Annotated in this window: 16 protein-coding genes and 2 pseudogenes; 5 read left to right on the forward strand and 13 right to left on the reverse strand. The window is 47.6% G+C overall.

Features of this window, described 5'->3' with window-relative positions; all coding sequences use genetic code 11:
- Window position 1: 1 nt before the first annotated feature.
- The 10 genes from PSI17_RS09030 to greB form a co-directional block, all read right to left on the reverse strand.
- On the reverse strand, window positions 2-739 hold the full coding sequence (locus PSI17_RS09030) for an amino acid ABC transporter permease (RefSeq protein ID WP_273551685.1): 738 nt from the start codon (window positions 737-739) through the stop codon (window positions 2-4).
- Window positions 740-896: 157 nt separating this feature from the next.
- Window positions 897-1,742 carry an ABC transporter substrate-binding protein gene (locus tag PSI17_RS09035; protein WP_273551674.1) on the reverse strand — a complete coding sequence of 282 codons (846 nt, stop codon included), beginning with the start codon at window positions 1,740-1,742 and terminating at the stop codon, window positions 897-899.
- A 113-nt stretch (window positions 1,743-1,855) separates the two neighbouring features.
- Window positions 1,856-2,572: a phosphate signaling complex protein PhoU gene (phoU, locus tag PSI17_RS09040; RefSeq protein ID WP_273551675.1), complete on the reverse strand. Its 717-nt coding sequence runs from the start codon at window positions 2,570-2,572 to the stop codon at window positions 1,856-1,858.
- A gap of 67 nt (window positions 2,573-2,639) precedes the next feature.
- Entirely contained in the window at window positions 2,640-3,413 is a 774-nt protein-coding gene (gene pstB, locus PSI17_RS09045; protein WP_273551686.1) for a phosphate ABC transporter ATP-binding protein PstB, read from the reverse strand.
- Between the two features lie 124 nt (window positions 3,414-3,537).
- A complete protein-coding gene (pstA, locus tag PSI17_RS09050; protein ID WP_273551687.1) occupies window positions 3,538-4,389 on the reverse strand; it encodes a phosphate ABC transporter permease PstA in 852 nt (283 codons plus the stop codon).
- A gap of 58 nt (window positions 4,390-4,447) precedes the next feature.
- Window positions 4,448-5,434, reverse strand: coding sequence for a phosphate ABC transporter permease PstC (gene pstC / locus PSI17_RS09055; protein WP_273551676.1), 987 nt, complete (start codon window positions 5,432-5,434; stop codon window positions 4,448-4,450).
- Window positions 5,431-6,480, reverse strand: coding sequence for a phosphate ABC transporter substrate-binding protein PstS (pstS, locus tag PSI17_RS09060; protein ID WP_273551677.1), 1,050 nt, complete (start codon window positions 6,478-6,480; stop codon window positions 5,431-5,433). The genes pstC and pstS overlap by 4 nt, the downstream gene beginning before the upstream one ends.
- A gap of 164 nt (window positions 6,481-6,644) precedes the next feature.
- A complete protein-coding gene (locus tag PSI17_RS09065; RefSeq protein WP_273551678.1) occupies window positions 6,645-7,655 on the reverse strand; it encodes an ATP-binding protein in 1,011 nt (336 codons plus the stop codon).
- Window positions 7,652-8,371 (reverse strand): osmolarity response regulator transcription factor OmpR, encoded by a 720-nt coding sequence (gene ompR, locus PSI17_RS09070; protein ID WP_273551679.1) that lies wholly within the window; start codon window positions 8,369-8,371, stop codon window positions 7,652-7,654. The genes PSI17_RS09065 and ompR overlap by 4 nt, the downstream gene beginning before the upstream one ends.
- 187 nt (window positions 8,372-8,558) lie before the next feature.
- On the reverse strand, window positions 8,559-9,041 hold the full coding sequence (gene greB, locus PSI17_RS09075) for a transcription elongation factor GreB (RefSeq protein ID WP_273551688.1): 483 nt from the start codon (window positions 9,039-9,041) through the stop codon (window positions 8,559-8,561).
- Between the two features lie 302 nt (window positions 9,042-9,343).
- On the opposite strand from greB, the gene PSI17_RS09080 reads away from it, so the two are divergent.
- From PSI17_RS09080 to PSI17_RS09095, 4 genes are all read left to right on the forward strand, one after another.
- Window positions 9,344-11,689: a Tex family protein gene (locus PSI17_RS09080; RefSeq protein WP_273551680.1), complete on the forward strand. Its 2,346-nt coding sequence runs from the start codon at window positions 9,344-9,346 to the stop codon at window positions 11,687-11,689.
- A 574-nt stretch (window positions 11,690-12,263) separates the two neighbouring features.
- The gene (feoA, locus tag PSI17_RS09085; protein WP_045973179.1) at window positions 12,264-12,491 is read left to right on the forward strand and encodes a ferrous iron transporter A; all 228 of its coding nucleotides are present in this window, start codon (window positions 12,264-12,266) and stop codon (window positions 12,489-12,491) included.
- A 100-nt stretch (window positions 12,492-12,591) separates the two neighbouring features.
- Window positions 12,592-14,904 carry a Fe(2+) transporter permease subunit FeoB gene (gene feoB, locus PSI17_RS09090; RefSeq protein WP_273551689.1) on the forward strand — a complete coding sequence of 771 codons (2,313 nt, stop codon included), beginning with the start codon at window positions 12,592-12,594 and terminating at the stop codon, window positions 14,902-14,904.
- Between the two features lie 22 nt (window positions 14,905-14,926).
- The gene (locus PSI17_RS09095) at window positions 14,927-15,166 is read left to right on the forward strand and encodes a FeoC-like transcriptional regulator (RefSeq protein ID WP_273551681.1); all 240 of its coding nucleotides are present in this window, start codon (window positions 14,927-14,929) and stop codon (window positions 15,164-15,166) included.
- A 98-nt stretch (window positions 15,167-15,264) separates the two neighbouring features.
- On the opposite strand, the gene PSI17_RS09100 is transcribed toward PSI17_RS09095, so the two are convergent.
- The 3 genes and pseudogenes from PSI17_RS09100 to PSI17_RS09110 all read right to left on the reverse strand — a co-directional run.
- The gene (locus PSI17_RS09100; protein WP_273551682.1) at window positions 15,265-16,446 is read right to left on the reverse strand and encodes an MFS transporter; all 1,182 of its coding nucleotides are present in this window, start codon (window positions 16,444-16,446) and stop codon (window positions 15,265-15,267) included.
- Between the two features lie 2 nt (window positions 16,447-16,448).
- Window positions 16,449-17,630 (reverse strand): cysteine desulfurase family protein, encoded by a 1,182-nt coding sequence (locus PSI17_RS09105; protein WP_273551683.1) that lies wholly within the window; start codon window positions 17,628-17,630, stop codon window positions 16,449-16,451.
- Window positions 17,566-17,994: pseudogene (locus PSI17_RS09110) on the reverse strand (hypothetical protein); the annotation flags it as partial. The pseudogene PSI17_RS09110 and the gene PSI17_RS09105, both read right to left, overlap by 65 nt.
- A gap of 24 nt (window positions 17,995-18,018) precedes the next feature.
- Here PSI17_RS09110 and PSI17_RS09115 point away from each other — a divergent pair.
- Window positions 18,019-18,359: pseudogene (locus tag PSI17_RS09115) on the forward strand (transposase); the annotation flags it as partial.

The raw sequence follows: 18,359 nt of genomic DNA on the forward strand, positions 1-18,359 counted from the left end.
ATCAATACCCTCTCACCAATGTTCTCTGCTGGTGCCATTGTCCCCAGCCTTCCATCACAGCAATAATGGCGATGTAGAGTATCGTCGCAACACCAAATGCCTCAAAGGTTTGTAAGGATTGGGTTTCCACCTGACGAGAGGCATAAGACAGTTCTGCCACACCGATTGCCATCGTTAATGATGAATTTTTGACGATGTTCATGTATTGCCCCAACAAGGGCGGCATGGCGATTTTCAGTGCCTGTGGCAATACAATGTGGCGCATGGCCTGCCAGCCCGTTAAACCTAACGCATGAGCGGCATATTTCTGCCCGCGCCCGACGCCTTGAATGCCGGCGCGTAATTCTTCCGCCACAAACGGCGCTGAATAGAGGGTCAAACCGATAAACCCCGCCAAAAATTCAAAGGACGGCCATGTCAGTGTCAAACCGAAAATGAGGGTGTCGTGAGGCGTGTTCAGCCATATCATCGCCTGTTGTGGCAGAATTTGCCCAGATGCGAAATACCAGAAAAACAGTTGCACTAACAGAGGCGTGTTACGGAATACGGTAGTGTAAACCGTGACCAACCAACGCAGAGACTTGAGTTGGCTATCCCGTGCCACGGCAACCATAAAGCCCAGTAAAGTCGAGGAGACAATGGCACAGGCAGAGAGCCACAAGGTGATTAGAAATCCCTGCCAAAGCCATTGCAGATATTCAGGTGCCAGTAAACGCTCGGTAATAAATTGCTCAAACATATCATTCACCACATAAACCACAGCGACCGTATCAACAATCACCGTATAGACAACCACCGCATAAACAAGCAACAAAGCCCCAGGATAATGGGGCTAATTTCAGTCTTTGTTTTTGAATCTGTTTTTTGTTTTTTGAGTGACAGTTTTGCCTGACGCTCTATTTTGCCTGATTTTCTAATGGCGCGAATTTAAAATCACCACGCGGCTGGGCGGATTTCGTTTCCGGGCCAAACCAGCGGTTATAGATTTTTTCTGCTTCACCGTCTTTTTCCAATTTCAGCAAGGTCTGGTTAACCACATCAACCAGTCGTTGTTCTCCTTTGGAAGCGGCTACTGCCTGATATTCGCGGGTAATGCTGAAAGGGGAGATTTCAAAATCGGCTTTCTGGGCTTCCGGTACGTTTGCCAGCAGTCCAACCAGTTTCGCGTCATCCTGCGTGATCGCCTGAACATTGCCATTTCTCAGCGCCGCAAATGCCAGCGGTGTATCGTCATAAGAGATCACTTTTGCGGTTGGATAATGCTCACGCAGGGTAATTTCCTGTACTGTTCCCTTATCCGCACCAATACGCAGTTTGGCAATATCATCCGGCTTGGTCAGAACGCCTTTGCGGGCAATGAATTTCTGACCGGTTGCAAAATAAGGAATGGAAAAATTAACCTGTTTTGCGCGTTCATCCGTAATCGTGAAATTAGCCGCAATTAAGTCAATTTTTTTGGAAGAGAGCAGAGGGATGCGGTTTGCTGGATTCGTTGGACGCAGTTCCAGCTTCACGCCCAAATCATTGGCAATCGCATTGGCGATATCCACATCATAGCCGGCCAGCTTTTTCGTTTGGGGATCGATAAAACCAAAGGGAGGGTTACTGTCAAATACCGCAATGCGTACCGTGCCCGCTTTTTTAATGTCATCAAGCTTATCTGCTTTTGCCACCCCTGAAACCAATGCCAAGCTGGTCAGCAGCGCCGTCACCGCGACGCGAGATTTATTGCCAATCTTCATTGTACACCCCTGTTGGTTAATCATTTTTTATATACCAACAAAAGCTATCAATTTCGCTATAGCACTTGAAATAATATAAAAAACTATATTTATTCCTTATTGGAATATATAACCTACTCTTTTTGGGTCAGTAATTTTTCCAACTGATCTCCCCCAATGTGGCGGAAATCCTGGCCTTTGACGTAATAGAAGATAAATTCACAAATATTCTGGCAGCGGTCACCAATGCGCTCAATAGCACGGGCACAGAAGAGCGCGGTCATGACACTCGGAATCGTTCTGGGATCTTCCATCATGTAGGTCATGAGCTGACGGACAATACTTTCGTATTCCTGATCCACTTTTTTATCTTCACGGTAGATACGGATAGCCTCTTCCAGATCCATACGGGCAAAAGCATCCAATACATCATGCAGCATTTGGATCGTATGGTGCCCCAGTGATTCCAGACTGACCAGCAAGGATTGCTGTTGATGTGAAAATCTTTCAAGCGCGGTCTGGCAGATCTTATCGGCAACATCGCCAATACGCTCCAGTTCAGCAATGGTCTTGGATATCACCATGATCAGGCGCAGGTCACTGGCTGTCGGCTGGCGTTTAGCAATGATGCGGACACACGCTTCATCAATCGCCACTTCCATCATATTCACCTTCTGGTCATCCTCAATCACCTGCCGTGCCAATATTTCGTCTTGGTTGTGCATCGCCAGAACGGCTTTACTGAGCTGTTCTTCCACCAGCCCACCCATTGTCATCAATTCGGTACGAATATGTTCCAGTTCAGCCGTGAACTGACCTGAGATGTGTTTGCTCAGATTCAGATTTTCCATATTATGTTATCCCCCGTTTATGCGCCGCCCATATCCCGTGCCGCCTATGCCTTGTATCTGCCCTGTATCAACCATAACGGCCAGTAATGTAATCTTCGGTCTGTTTCATCTTCGGTGTGGTAAATAATCTATCGGTATCGCTAAATTCAATCAGTTCACCAAGGTACATAAATGCGGTGTAATCCGAACAACGAGCCGCCTGCTGCATGTTGTGGGTGACGATCACGACGGTATATTCCGATTTTAATTCGCTGATTAACTCCTCAATGCGCCCTGTCGAGATCGGATCAAGTGCCGAACAGGGTTCATCCAGCAACAAAACCTCTGGACGAATGGCAATCCCACGGGCGATGCACAGACGCTGCTGCTGACCACCGGAAAGGCTATACCCACTCTGGTGCAATTTATCTTTGGTTTCGTTCCACAAAGCGGCTTTTGTCAACGCCCATTGAACACGTCCATCCATCTCTGCCCTGGGCAGTTTTTCAAACAGCCGCACCCCGAAAGCAATATTGTCGTAAATGGACATCGGGAAGGGTGTCGGTTTCTGGAAAACCATCCCAATTTTGGCACGCAGTAAGGCAATGTCTTGTTTGTCTGTCAGGATATTCGTGCCATCCAGCATAATTTCACCTTCAGCCCGCTGCTCGCCGTACAATTCATACATTTTGTTGAAAGTACGCAGTAACGTGGATTTGCCACAACCCGATGGCCCGATAAAGGCGGTGACCTTATTTTGTGCGATATCCAGCGTAATATTTTTCAGCGCATGAAATTTGCCGTAATAGAAGTTCAGATCACGTACCTGAATTTTACTTCCTGCGGTTTTATTGACTGTCATTTCACTTACTGCCATTTCACTTACAGCCATTTCACTTACTGCAATGCCATTAGCCTTATTCATCAGTACTTGTCTCTTTCATCGCTTTCTATCAGCGAATAGCCTGTTAAATTTGAAAAGAATATTAGTGCTTTTTCTTCGCAAACAGCACACGCGCCACAATGTTAATTAACAGCACACACAGCGTAATCAGCAATACTCCCGCCCATGCCAACTGCTGCCAGCCAGAAAATGGGCTGAGGGCAAACTTGAAAATCGTGACAGGTAAGTTTGCAATCGGCTGGTTAAGATCGGTGCTCCAAAACTGGTTGGAAAGAGAAGTGAACAACAGGGGAGCCGTTTCACCCGCGATACGGGCAATCGCCAGCAATACCCCTGTCATAATGCCGGATATCGACGCCTTTAAGGTAATGGCGGAGATCATTTTCCATTTCGGTGTTCCCAGTGCATAAGCGGCTTCACGCAAGTTATCCGGCACCAGTTTCAGCATGTTTTCCGTTGTGCGAATCACGATGGGGATCTGCAACAGCGCCAGTGCCATTACCCCTGCCCAACCAGAAAAATGCTGCATCTTTGTGACCACTACCGTGTAGACAAACAATCCGACCACAATCGAAGGGGCTGAAAGCAAAATGTCATTAATAAAACGGATGATTTCTGCCAGCCATGAACGGTGACCATATTCCGCCAGATAAATGCCGGCCATAATCCCCAATGGCGTCCCAAACACCGTCGCCCAGAAGATCAACAGGCCACTGCCGACAATGGCGTTTGCCAGCCCGCCGCCTTCCGTATTGGGCGGTGGCGTCATGTCAGTAAACAACGCCAGCGACATCCCATCGATACCTTTGGTGACGGTGGAGATTAAGATCCAGCCCAGCCAGAATAAACCGAATGCCATCGTTGCCATGGAGAGCACCAACGCCAGCCGATTTTTCTGCCGACGCCATGACTGCCTGCGGCGGCGGTTTTTCATGTCCACGGCGCTGACTGCACCACCTGAACGTGATAGTTGATTATTGGGCGTTGTCATCTCAACGCCCCTCATTTTTTGCCAGACGCATAATCATCAATTTCGACAACGCCAACACCAGAAAAGTGATGACAAACAAAATCAGCCCCAGTTCCATCAATGCGGCGGTATGCAGACCGGAATCGGCCTCTGCAAATTCATTAGCCAGCGCAGAGGTGATGCTGTTTCCCGGCATGTACAGCGACAAGCTATCGAGTTGGTAGGTATTGCCGATGATAAAGGTGACCGCCATGGTTTCTCCCAATGCCCGCCCCAGCCCCAACATGACGCCACCAATCACCCCATTTTTGGTATAAGGCAAGACGATATGCCAAATCACTTCCCATGTCGTACAACCGATACCATAGGCAGACTCTTTCATCATCACGGGGGTCTGTTCAAACACATCGCGCATGACAGAAGCGATATAGGGGATAATCATGATGGCAAGAATGACACCCGCCGCCAGAATGCCAATCCCAAAGGCGGGGCCGGAGAACAATTCACCCACGATGGGAATACTTGAGAACACATCACCAACGGGTTGCTGAAAATAAGTGGCAAACAGTGGCGCAAAGACAAACAGCCCCCACATGCCGTAAACAATGCTGGGGATTGCCGCCAATAGCTCAATTGCCACCCCCAACGGACGTTTCAGCCAGTTCGGCGTCAATTCCGTCAGGAACAGGGCAATACCAAAACTCACCGGAACCGCAATGATCAGGGCGATTAATGACGTCATCAATGTGCCATAAATCGGGATCAATGCGCCAAATACCCCGGCGGGTGCATCCCAATCTTTACGCCATAAGAAAGCAAAGCCAAAGGCTTGTATACTCGGCCAGGAAGCAATGATCAGCGAAATGATAATGCCGCCCAACAGCAATAAAGTGAGCAACGCTGCCAATCTCACCAGCGTGCTGAAAATAATATCGCCATTTTTGCTTGGTGCTTTCAATCCCGTTTTACGTTCTGCCGCCTTACGTTCGGCCATACGCTTAATTCTCATTTTGAGTTATATAGCGGTTTGCCATCACTGTCTTTGATATTGCTCTTCCATGCGGCACGCACCTGACTGATCACTTCATCCGGCAAAGCGGCATAATCCAGATCTTTCGCCTGTTTTTTACCTTTGTCGTACGCCCAATCGAAGAATTTCAGCACCTCGGCACCCTGAGTCGCCTTTGCCTGTTGTTGGTGGATGAGAATAAATGTAGTAGACGTAATCGGCCACGCATTATCGCCTTTCTGGTTTGTCAGATCCTGAGCAAAGCTATTGTGCCAATCCGCACCTTTAGCCGCGGCACTGAAGTTCTCTTCGGTAGGCGCTAGCACGTTACCCTCCGCGGAAACCAGTTTGGTATAAGCCAGATAATTCTGCTTCGCATAGGCATATTCAACATAACCAATCGCGCCGGGCAGACGTTGGACAAATGCAGCAATCCCGTCATTCCCTTTACCGCCCAATCCGGTTGGCCATTTGACGGTCGAGCCGGTGCCCACTTTCTGTTTCCAGTCGTGGCTAACTTTGGACAGGTAGCGGGTGAAGACGTAGGAAGTGCCTGATCCATCAGCACGACGGATCACGGCGATGTTTTGATCCGGCAGTTTGAGATGCGTATTTAACTTTGCTATCGCCGGATCATTCCATTTTTTGATATTCCCCAGATAAATATCACCCAAGGTTTTACCATCCAGAATCAACTGACCCGCTTTAATACCGGAGATGTTCACCGCCAGCACAATGCCCCCGATGACCGTTGGGAATTGGAACAAGCCATCAGCGATGAGTTTTTCATCAGAAAGGGGCGCGTCAGAGGCACCAAAATCAACCGTATTGGCAATAATCTGTTTTACACCACCCGAAGAGCCGATGCCTTGATAATTGATTTTATTGCCCGTTTCCTTCTGGTAAGAATCCGCCCACTGGGTATATACCGGTGCGGGAAATGTCGCGCCAGCGCCTGTCAGGCTGGCCGCAGCAAATGAAGACAGGGAAGTCATGGCAAATACAGTGACCATGATGCTCGCCACGGTGGTACGCATTGATTTCATACTCTCTCCTACTGGGATACTCATCAATTAATAAAAAATGTCAGCTATCACTGACTAAAGCAAAAAGAGGATCGAGAAAGAAAATAAATCAATTCAATGACAAGAATATGTATAAATTATGACATTTTTATGACAGGGCTATGCCGGGTTGTTTCAGCAATGACTTATCTTGCGCTCAATGGAACAGATACGCGAATAGATAGCCCCTGTTTTTCACTGCTTCCCACCTGAATATCCCCCGCGTGGATATCGATGATACGGCGAATGATCGCAAGCCCTAGCCCTACTCCGCTGTTCACTCGGATGCGGGAACCCTGCGTGAATGGCTGGAATAAGACAGCTGCTTCTTCTTGCGTCATCCCCCGGCCGTTGTCCTCAACCTGAAACCAGCCAAATTTTTCGGTTGCACCGCTGCTGATGCGGATCCATCCATTGCCGTAACGTCGGGCATTGCTGACCATATTGGCCAAGACTCGCTTGATGGAAAAAGGATGGGCTGAAATAAAAATCGAGCCAGCAGACAGGCAATGTTCAATCGTTATATCTGCCGCATAACGCTGTTCTGCCTTTATCACCTCTTCAAGCAGCCCATTCAGCTCACAGCATGTCATCGGCATATCCTGTCCCGCCCGCTGATAGTCAATGAACTGATCAATCATGGCGTTGCACTCTTCAATGTCCTGATAGATAGATTCCGCCAGAAAATCCTCTTTTGCCCCCATCATTTCCATCGCCAGACGAATACGGGTAAGCGGAGTACGCAAGTCATGGCTCACGCCAGCCATCAATACCACCCGATCACTTTCCTGCGCTTTCAGCTCCACCGACAACTGGTTCAGCGCCCTGCTCACGGAGCGGATGGCGCTCCCCCCGATTTCAGGCAATGGTGATACCCTGCGGCCTTTTCCCATGTCAGTGACGGCTTTTTGCATGGCCTTCAATGAATGTCTTTGAATAGCAGAATATCGCCAGAACAGGGCAGAAGTGGATAATGACACCCCAAAAGCGCTGATAAAGAGATAAGGAAATACCGCATTAAAAGGGAGTTCTTCCAACACCACCAGCGGCAGGGTGGCCAAGGCGCTGAACAGCAAGCTGCCCAGCATCAAATACAGGACATGGGAAAACAAAGTACGCCGCGAAAGCCAACACGTTTTCACATTGGGCTTTTTCATACCTTGCTTCCATCGGGAACAAAAACGTATCCCAACCCCCAAACCGTCTGGATATAGCGAGGATGGGTCGGGTCTTCTTCAATCAGGCGACGCAAGCGAGAAATCTGAACATCAATGGAACGTTCCATCGCACCATACTCCCGCCCTCTCGCCAAACTCATCAGTTTGTCCCGTGATAATGGCTCACGGGGGTGAGTAACCAACACTTTCAGCACGGAAAATTCCCCACTGGTCAAAGATAACAACTCATCTTGATGGAACATTTCACGCGTTCCAAGATCAAGTGTGAATCGTCCAAACTTAATCACTGCATCATCCGACGTCGGCGCCCCCGGCAATTCATTCGTCTGTCGCCGCAGGACAGCACGCATACGTGCCAACAGTTCACGCGGGTTAAAAGGCTTGGCAAGATAATCATCAGCACCAATTTCAAGTCCCACAATCCGATCAACCTCTTCCCCTTTCGCGGATACCATGATGACTGGGATCGAGTTATGCTGACTTCTCAGCCTTCGACAGACAGACAATCCATCTTCGCCCGGCAACATTAAATCCAGGACAATCAATTGAATGGATTCTCTGGTCAATAAACGATCCATCTGCTCTGCATTTGCTGCACTACGCACTTGAAACCCCTGCTCGGATAAATAGCGTTCCAATAGTGCCCGCAAGCGCATATCATCATCAACAACAAGGATCTTATAACTCTCTTGCATGTTTCAGCTCCCAAGATGCTCCATGCCCGCAACATCCATCACTAGAAAACCCATAATTCCAATAGAGACTTAACCGCACGTATTTTAAGGCCACTAATGGCATTAGCAATCATTGCTTATGCTTTGGTTTTCTCTCCTTGTTCTCCCTATTCCGTCAAGATATATTTCCGATAAACACCAGCGTAACTTATGTCAAAGGCTGATAGCTGATTTCCAATACCCAGTAAGTCACCCTGCCACTCGGTGTCATCACCGTGACTTCATCATCAATCTGCTTACCCAGTAATACCCTTGCCACCGGAGAATCAATGGAGATCCACTTTCTGGCCGGATCGAATTCATCCGGCCCGACCAAACGAAAAAGGTGTGTTTCCTCATGCTCATTTTCAACTTTTACCCATGCGCCAAAAAAAACTTTCCCTTCTTGTCGCGGGTCAGGATCAACAATTTGCAGCACATCCAAGCGTTTGGACAAAAAGCGTACACGACGGTCAATTTCCCTTAATCTTTTTTTACCATAAATGTACTCTGCGTTCTCTGAACGATCCCCTAATGCAGCAGCATCTGATACCGCTTGAGTGACTTTAGGACGCTCAACTTTCCAGAGATATTTCAATTCCTGATCAAGCGCATGCCAACCTTCGCGGGTAATATAGTGACTCCTGCCCATGAAAAAACTCACTTGAGAAAAGATGATTAATGGCGAAGTACTATATCTCATCAATTCTCATATCTCATCAACTCTCATCAACCCCATCTCAATCCAGAAGATATTCGCGGAATTTTGTCGCAACATGACCGAAATATCGCGCTAAACTGGAAATTATCGCGCTCAGCACGTATAAATGGAGCCAGTTTGAACCATGCCGATACTGTCTCAGATAAAATTTGACCTTATCCGGCTCTGCCTGATGGTGTCTCAGGACATCTACAGACGCTAAGAAAGTTGAAGAAAGTTGAAGAAAACAGACCATGAATGAATCTTTAAGTCGAATCATTGCCGGTGAGCTACAGGCTCAGCCACAGCAAGTCCAAGCAGCCATTACCCTGCTCGATGAGGGAAATACGGTTCCCTTTATCGCCCGTTACCGTAAAGAGGCCACCGGTGGTCTGGATGATACACAGCTTCGCCAACTGGAAAGCCGTCTCGGCTATCTGCGCGAACTATCCAACCGCCGTCAAACTATCCTGAAATCGATTGAGGAACAGGGCAAATTAACTGCGGAGCTTGCAGAAGCGATTAACACGACGTTGAACAAGACCGAGTTGGAAGACCTGTACCTGCCCTATAAGCCTAAACGCCGTACCCGCGGGCAAACGGCGATTGAGGCCGGTTTGGCACCGCTGGCTGATCTGCTCTGGCAAGATCCGCAGCAACAACCCGAACTGGCGGCGGCCGCTTATGTTGATGCTGACAAAGGTGTTGCTGATACCAAGGCGGCATTGGATGGCGCACGTTATATCCTGATGGAGCGTTTCGCCGAAGATGCGACTCTGTTGGCGAAAGTTCGTGAATACCTGTGGAAAAATGCCCATCTGGTCGCCAAAGTTGTTGAGGGTAAAGAGGAAGGGGGGGCGAAATTCAGCGATTATTTCGATCACCACGAAGCCATCGCTACTGTGCCTTCCCACCGTGCCCTTGCCATGTTCCGCGGACGCAATGAAGGCATCCTGCAACTCTCTTTAAATGCTGATCCGCAATGTGAGGAAGCCCCCAAAGAGAGCCATTGTGAACAGATTATTACCGATCACCTTAACCTGCGCCTGAATAATGCACCGGCTGACAATTGGCGCAAAACCGTGGTGAACTGGACATGGCGCATCAAAGTGCTGCTGCATCTGGAAACCGAGCTGATGGGCACACTGCGCGAAAAAGCCGAAGACGAGGCCATCAATGTTTTCGCCCGTAACCTGAATGACCTGCTGATGGCGGCACCTGCGGGAATGCGCTCAACAATGGGTCTTGACCCGGGCCTGCGTACAGGAGTGAAAGTCGCCGTTGTTGACGCAACGGGCAAACTGATTGCTACCGATACCATTTACCCGCACACCGGACAGGAAAATAAAGCAGCGGCAATCGTCGCAGCCCTGTGCACCAAACATCAAGTGGAACTGGTTGCGATTGGCAATGGCACCGCATCCCGTGAAACCGAGCGTTTCTTTGCCAACGTTCAGAAACAGTATCCTGACGTCACCGCCCAGAAAGTGGTTGTCAGCGAAGCGGGTGCCTCCGTCTACTCGGCGTCTGAATTGGCCGCGCAAGAATTCCCGGGTCTGGATGTTTCCCTGCGTGGCGCGGTTTCCATCGCCCGCCGCCTGCAAGATCCGCTGGCTGAACTGGTGAAAATCGAACCTAAATCCATCGGTGTTGGTCAATACCAGCATGATGTCAGCCAGACTCAGCTTGCCAAAAAACTGGATAACGTCGTTGAAGACTGCGTTAACGGCGTCGGCGTTGACCTGAATACCGCGTCGGTCGCCTTGCTGACTCGCGTTGCTGGCCTGACTCGCGCTGTCGCCCAAAATATCGTTAACTGGCGCGATGAAAACGGTCGTTTCGGCAACCGTAATCAACTCTTGAAAGTTAGCCGCCTGGGACCCAAAGCCTTCCTGCAATGTGCGGGCTTCCTGCGTATCAATCAGGGTGATAACCCGCTGGACGCTTCGACCGTTCACCCGGAAGCCTATCCCGTGGTTGAGAAGATCTTGGCAACAACCGAGCAGACCCTGCCTGAACTGATGGGCAATACGGCTAATCTGCGTCATTTGAACGCTCAGGATTTCACGACAGAAAAATTCGGTATTCCAACCATTACTGACATTCTGAAAGAGCTGGAAAAACCGGGGCGCGATCCACGTCCTGAATTCAAAACAGCCACATTTGCCGATGGCGTTGAAACCATGAACGACCTGCAAACGGGCATGATTCTGGAAGGAACTGTCACTAACGTCACCAATTTCGGTGCATTTGTGGATATCGGTGTCCATCAGGATGGTCTGGTTCATATCTCCTCCCTCTCCGATCGCTTTGTGGAAAATCCACATACCATCGTCAAAACAGGCGATATCGTGAAAGTGAAGGTGATGGATGTGGATCTCAACCGCAAGCGGATTGCACTGACCATGCGCCTTGATGAGCAACCGGGTGAAACACAGGCACGCCGTGGCTCCCAAGGTGACAATCGTCAAAATGACCAAGGCCGCAATAACCGCAATGGTAATGGCAGGAACCGCCAAACTTCGCGTTCAGGTTCTGCATCTTTAGCCAACAGCGCCATGAGTGACGCATTGGCTGCTGCCTTTGGTAAAAAACGTTAATTTACCAACAAGGTTAGCTGATTAAATGATTTCCCGAACGGGCCAATGACACCCGTTCGGGAAAGATAAAAAAGCGATGATTTTCATCATGATATTTCTATTTATTGCTGACGTTATAAATTTGAATAAGTGATAACATCTGCATGTTTTTATTATAGCTCATTTCAATCTTCCACAATAAAACACGTTATAATAGGCAGTTACTGCATAATATAACCCATTAATAACATCCTAATACAAAAAACGAATATAAACCGATCAGTCATTGGTTAAATTAATGAAAAAATAAAAATCAATAAGCCATGTTTATTAATAGAACTTATAAATAAAAAATTTCTCCGAATATTCATCCGTCTTGATAGTGAGTTATTTTCAATAAAATCGCCATTAATTTGATTAATATCAATTCATTCCCTTATTATCCGGTATAAATAGCTGACATCGCAGTTGCGTATTATTATCATTAGCAATCAGAATTCAGAAAAATTACCTTACTTTTTTCTTGTGGTTCTCCCTTTATTGAGGATAATAATTCTTATAATCACTTATTTTTTCACTTAGAATGGAGATTTATATGGTTCTTATTCCAGAACGCAGATACAAAATTCTGGGATTTTCTCCAGAGATTAGCCCGGCTTACCGACAAAAATTATTGTCACTGGGTATGTTACCAGGCTCAACATTTCAGGTTATTCGCTTCGCCCCATTGGGCGATCCAATACAAATCGAAACACGCAGAGTCAACCTGACTCTTCGTAAACAAGATCTGGCATTTCTTATGTTGCATGAAGATCTGAACTAATAAGGCCTTCAATTAATTGAGGTTGTTCAGACGCTTTATAACCAGAGTACTAAAGTATCACTAAGTACGAAATTCGCTTTCCTGATTGGCAGAAAGTATGATGAAACAATTAACCATTGGCCTGATTGGTAATCCCAATGCCGGCAAAACAACGCTTTTTAATCAGCTCACTGGCTCCCGCCAACGAGTGGGGAATTGGGCTGGCGTTACGGTAGAACGCAAAACCGGCCACTTTACCACCCATGACCATCAGGTCGATCTTGTCGACCTGCCCGGAACGTATTCTCTCACCACTATTTCTGAGCAAACTTCCATTGATGAACAGATTGCCTGCCACTATATTCTCAGTGGTGAAGCGGATATGTTAATCAATGTTGTTGATGCGTCGAATCTGGAGCGTAATCTTTATCTCTCACTGCAATTAATTGAACTGGGCATTCCCTGCATTATTGCACTGAATATGCTGGATATTGCCCAAAATCAACGTATCAACATTGATATTCCCGCACTGGAAAAATGCCTCGGCTGTCCGGTTATCCCGCTGGTTTCCACCCGTGCCACAGGAATAGATGCACTGAAAAAAACCATCGATAATTATCCACAACAGACGCATCCGATACAGGTTGTTTATCCTGAGACGTTATTGCAGGAGATTTCTCTCCTTTCCGACCAGATCACAGAGAAATTCGCGCCACAACAGCGCCGCTGGCTGGCTTTGCAAGTCCTGGAAGGGGATATTTACGGCCGTGAAGTCGCCGGACTGACGCACACCCAACTGACAGAAAGCCAAGAACGCCTGAAAAAACAACATATTGAAGAGACTGACCTCGCCATTGCAGGTTCACGCTATCAAACCATCAGTGAAATTTGTCTGGCGGTCATTGATACCTGCACAGCCATACCCAACAAACTGACCCAAGTGCTAGATACCGTTGTCCTGAACCGCTGGTTGGGCCTGCCTGTCTTCCTGTTTGTCATGTACCTGATGTTCGTGCTGGCCATCAATATTGGTGGCGCCTTGCAGCCTATCTTTGACGTCGCTTCCGCCGCTATTTTCATCGATGGCATGCAATGGCTCGGCTATACCCTCCATTTCCCGAATTGGCTGACGGTATTCCTTGCCCAAGGCATTGGCGGCGGCATTAATACGGTACTGCCGCTGGTTCCCCAAATTGGCATGATGTACCTGTTCCTCTCCTTTCTGGAAGACTCCGGTTACATGGCGAGAGCGGCATTTGTCATGGACAGGCTGATGCAGGCAATCGGATTGCCGGGTAAATCTTTTGTGCCTTTGATTGTTGGCTTTGGTTGTAACGTCCCTGCCGTGATGGGGTCAAGGACACTGGATGCCCCTCGTGAACGCCTGATTACCATTATGATGGCACCGTTTATGTCCTGCGGGGCAAGGTTGGCGATCTTTGCCGTCTTTGCTGCGGCTTTCTTCGGCAAAGATGGCGCAAGCATCGTTTTCTCCCTGTATATATTGGGGATTGTCATCGCCATCCTGACAGGGCTGCTGCTCAAATACACCCTGATGCGTGGTGAAGCCTCGCCGTTTGTCATGGAACTGCCGGTCTATCACGTTCCCCATGCCAAAACCCTGCTGCTCCAGACATGGCAGCGGCTGAAAGGTTTTGTGATACGTGCGGGTAAAGTGATTGTCGCGGCAAGCATGTTGATTGGCGCCCTGAACAGTTTCTCTTTCTCCGGTAAGACGGTGGATAATATCAACGAATCGGCGCTGGCTTCCGTCAGTAAAGTGCTCACACCGGTATTGCAACCCATTGGTGTGCATCCCGATAACTGGCAGGCAACCGTCGGGCTGATTACCGGCGCGATGGCAAAAGAAGTGGTGGTGGGCACCCTCAATACCCTCTATACCGCCGAAAACATTACGCAAGGGTCATTTAACCCGGATGAGTTCAATCTACTGGATCAACTCAAAGATGCGGTCGCAGAAACTTGGGACAGCCTGAAAGGCACCTTTACCTTGAGTGCACTTTCTAACCCGATTGAAGCCAGCAAAGGTGACGGCAATATGGATCGCAGTTCGATGGGAACGATGAGCGCCAAATTTGGCTCTGCCATTTCCGCTTACAGTTACCTGATTTTCGTCCTGCTGTATGTGCCTTGTGTTTCTGTGATGGGTGCCATTGCCCGTGAAACCAGCCGTGGCTGGATGACATTCTCCATTCTGTGGGGATTGAACGTCGCTTATTCTCTGTCAGCGCTGTTTTATCAAGTGACCACGTTTTCAGCTCACCCACAAAGTAGCTTAATCACCATTGTCGCCGTGATCCTGTTTAACATTCTGATAATTATTGGCTTACGCCGCGCCCGCAGCCGGGTCAGCGTCACGTTTAACAACGCGGCTGACCGTAGCTGCGAATGCTCAAACGATAGCTGTCACTAGCCGAAGCCATGAGGAACCATAAATGATTAACCTGCTGAAAGTCAGGGATGCGATTGCCCTCAATGGACGTTCTGATGCGAGGTCATTGAGCCATCAGTTTTCAGCACCGCTGCCGATGGTGGAAGCCATGCTCAAGCAGCTTGTCATTATGGGTAAACTGGAGGAAGTGGATACTTCCTCCTGCCTCAGCGGAGGCTGCAAGCAGTGCCCGGAAACGCAGAAATGTGATACTAAGGCGTATCAGCTTGCGGTAAAGAAATAGGGAAGGAATGACTCCGTTGTAGAGATCAATCACTCGCAACAAAGTCATTTTTTTATTACATGAAACTATCGTGGTATGAAAATTACCTTGGGATTATTTCATCCTCCCTTAGACCAGCCTTTAATGTAGCCAAAATCCCTCATCCTCAAGAAAGCAACAACTAGTTCAATAAAGGCAATTACAGCCAGGGTTAGGATAAACAAAGTCTTTCCTGCGTCGACCAATATCCATCCACCTATCAGCGGAAATCCAAATATACCCGCAAAATAAGCGATAACGAACCAAGTGAGAGCAGCATGACGATCCTCAAGAGGGGAATCATTTACAGCCCATGTTTGAATGACGGGATACACTAATCCATACCCTATTCCCGTCAACATAGCTGCGACAACCTGGAATACTGGATGAATCGATATACCTAGCAAAAACAAAATGCCAATGATGAGGCATGACATCAACGTAATGATTAGTGGAATACGGGATACCGTCGAGAGATATCGAGCTAACAAAATACGCGACACGACCACAGTCACTGCATGTACAGCAAAGAATGTACTTGCATTTGCGCTAGTCCCTTCGACAAGCGAACTCTGGAATGACATCATTCCAGAGAATACACAGCCTCCTAACCCCACCATCACAATCGGACGGATCGCGCTACTTACAGCAATCTTCGCGATTTTTTTCACCCAAGGACGCAGTGATAACTCCCGTTTTTCAAGTGGAACCTTGATCCCAAATACTGTCAGAAGCAGTGAGGCGAGAATGCCAATAATTCCAACAAGAAGAAACGTTGCTTGAATCGAAAACCCTCCTTGTGCAACCGCTATAGTGAGGAGAATGGGACTACCACAAATCCCTGCCATTTGAAATGCACTGAAACGGGTAAACCAGTGTCCTCTATCTGCGTCAGTGACACGTTCCGACAATGCCATGGGGCCACTGATATAAAACATTCCCCAACCTAGTCCAATCAAAAGCGCAGCAATATTCTGAATGTAGCTCAGTTCACCGCTAAAGCCACCGAAAAGAAAATAACCACAAGACATCAACACCGCTGCGAAAGCTGCAAGACGCGATGCTTCCAACTGCCCGGCGAACCAGCCAACCAAAGGAACACCAATTAAGGTGCCGACCAAAGCTACGCTAAGGGTCGTTCCTGTATCAATGTCACTCCCCCCTTGTGCTCGAAAATACTCGGAAATAAGAAAGGTGGCACCATATCCACCCGCAGTGAACAGAGTTCCGAATAGGAGGAACAGGGCCAGCGTTGTTCGCATAATTAAAACTCCGTCTTCATTGTTATCGGGGGAACGAATGATTTTGGTGCCATCGACCTTAGTTTCTTTACTGCTTCTTCTAGGCGGAGACAAACATACCGAATTTCATCCTCATTATTAAATCGGCCTAACCCAAAGCGCAAACTGGCTTGAGCTTGCTCATCGCTAACCCCTATTGCTTTCAGAACATGTGATGGTGCTCTGTTAGCAGAAGTACACGCAGATCCAGAGGACAAAGCAACCTCCGAAAGCTCCAACAAAAGTGAATCAGCATCTACTCCATCAAAGGATACATTTAACAACCCTGGCAGACATTCGGTCAGATGGCTATTCATGCGAACATCAGGTACATTCTCAATAATGTGCTGTCGAAGCAAATCCCGTAAATAACGTAGCCTCGTCGACTCAGTAGCCAAATTTTTAACAGACAATTCGACGGCGCTGCCAAATCCGATAATTCCAGGAACATTAAGTGTTCCTGAACGTAAGCCTCTCTCATGTCCACCCCCGACGATTAAAGGAGAGAGGATTATCTGCCTATTACGTGAATTAATATAAAGTGCACCAACACCCTTCGGCCCATATATTTTGTGTGCGGAAAATGAAGCAAGGCTAATGTTCATGCGCTGTACATCAAACTCTATTTTACCGAGAGCTTGTGTGGCATCTGTATGGAAAGGAATATCATGTTCCTTGCAAATCGCACCTATCTCTTCAATTTTTTGTATTGAGCCAATTTCGTTGTTAGCTGCCATGATTGAGACAAGATAGGTATCATCTCTCAATGCATTAAGTATTGCAGCTGGAGATACAACACCATCACTTTGCGGTGGCAAATAGGTTACCTCCGTTCCCATTGACTCAAGTCTGGCACAGCAATCAAGAACCGCCTTATGTTCAATCATTGATGTAATGACATGCCTCTTTTTTCCTTGATGTTGAAGGCCGGCAATTGCAAGATTAATCGACTCAGTAGAACCGGATGTGAATATGATATCGGAATAGCTGCCCGCATTTATCGATGTTGAAATAACTTTTCTTGCATTATCAACAGATTCCATCGCTTTCCAACCAAATGCGTGACTATTGCTGGACGCGTTTCCGTAATCGTTTGTAAGATAGGGCATCCGGGTTTTGGTTATCACATACGGATCTCTCAAAATATTCCTTTGTAATTGCAGCACAGGTGAGTTTCTGGGTGGGTTCTTCGTAAGAAATCTCTGATGTAAGTGGCTTACTATCAGCAAGAGTTTTCGTCACCATCCGTTGTTTGATATTTTCAGGTATTTCCTTAGAAGCAAGGGTGTGGACGATGTGTTGCCTAGCTGAATCTTCGTGAATAACACGTATTTTACTCAGTGGAATTTGATGCTTTTCAGCTATAGGCAAGAAAACATTTACGATCGAGGTATGGAGCTGACTTAGACGGGGGTTCCGTTTTTGGGAATTAGTGAGTTTCTCGCTTAGAAATTGTAGTCGGAATATACCACGATGATCGAAGACCCTGTATCTGAATTTGTGTAATTGCCTGTTTTTGGTATGTTTAATTTATCAACTAAAACAGGTGAAAAGATGGACGAAAAACAGTTGCAAGTTCTGGCTACTGAGCTGGCTAAAAATCTTAAGACTCCCGAAGATCTGAGCCAGCTTTCCCGTTTCCTTAAAAAATTGACCGTTGAAGCGGCTCTTAAGGCAGAACTGACCGCTCATCTGGGGCATGAAAAACACCAACTGAAATCAGGCTCCAATACCCGTAATGGCTACTCCTCTAAAACCTTGTTGACCTAAGACGGCGAATTAGCGCTGCAAATTCCCCGTGATCGTGAAAGCACGTTTGACCCCCAAATCGTCAGGAAAAACCAAACGCGGATCACCGGCATGGATGACCAGATACTGGCTTTGTATGCCAGAGG

This window comes from Xenorhabdus sp. IM139775 (genome assembly GCF_028598745.1).
Classification (GTDB): Bacteria; Pseudomonadota; Gammaproteobacteria; order Enterobacterales; family Enterobacteriaceae; genus Xenorhabdus.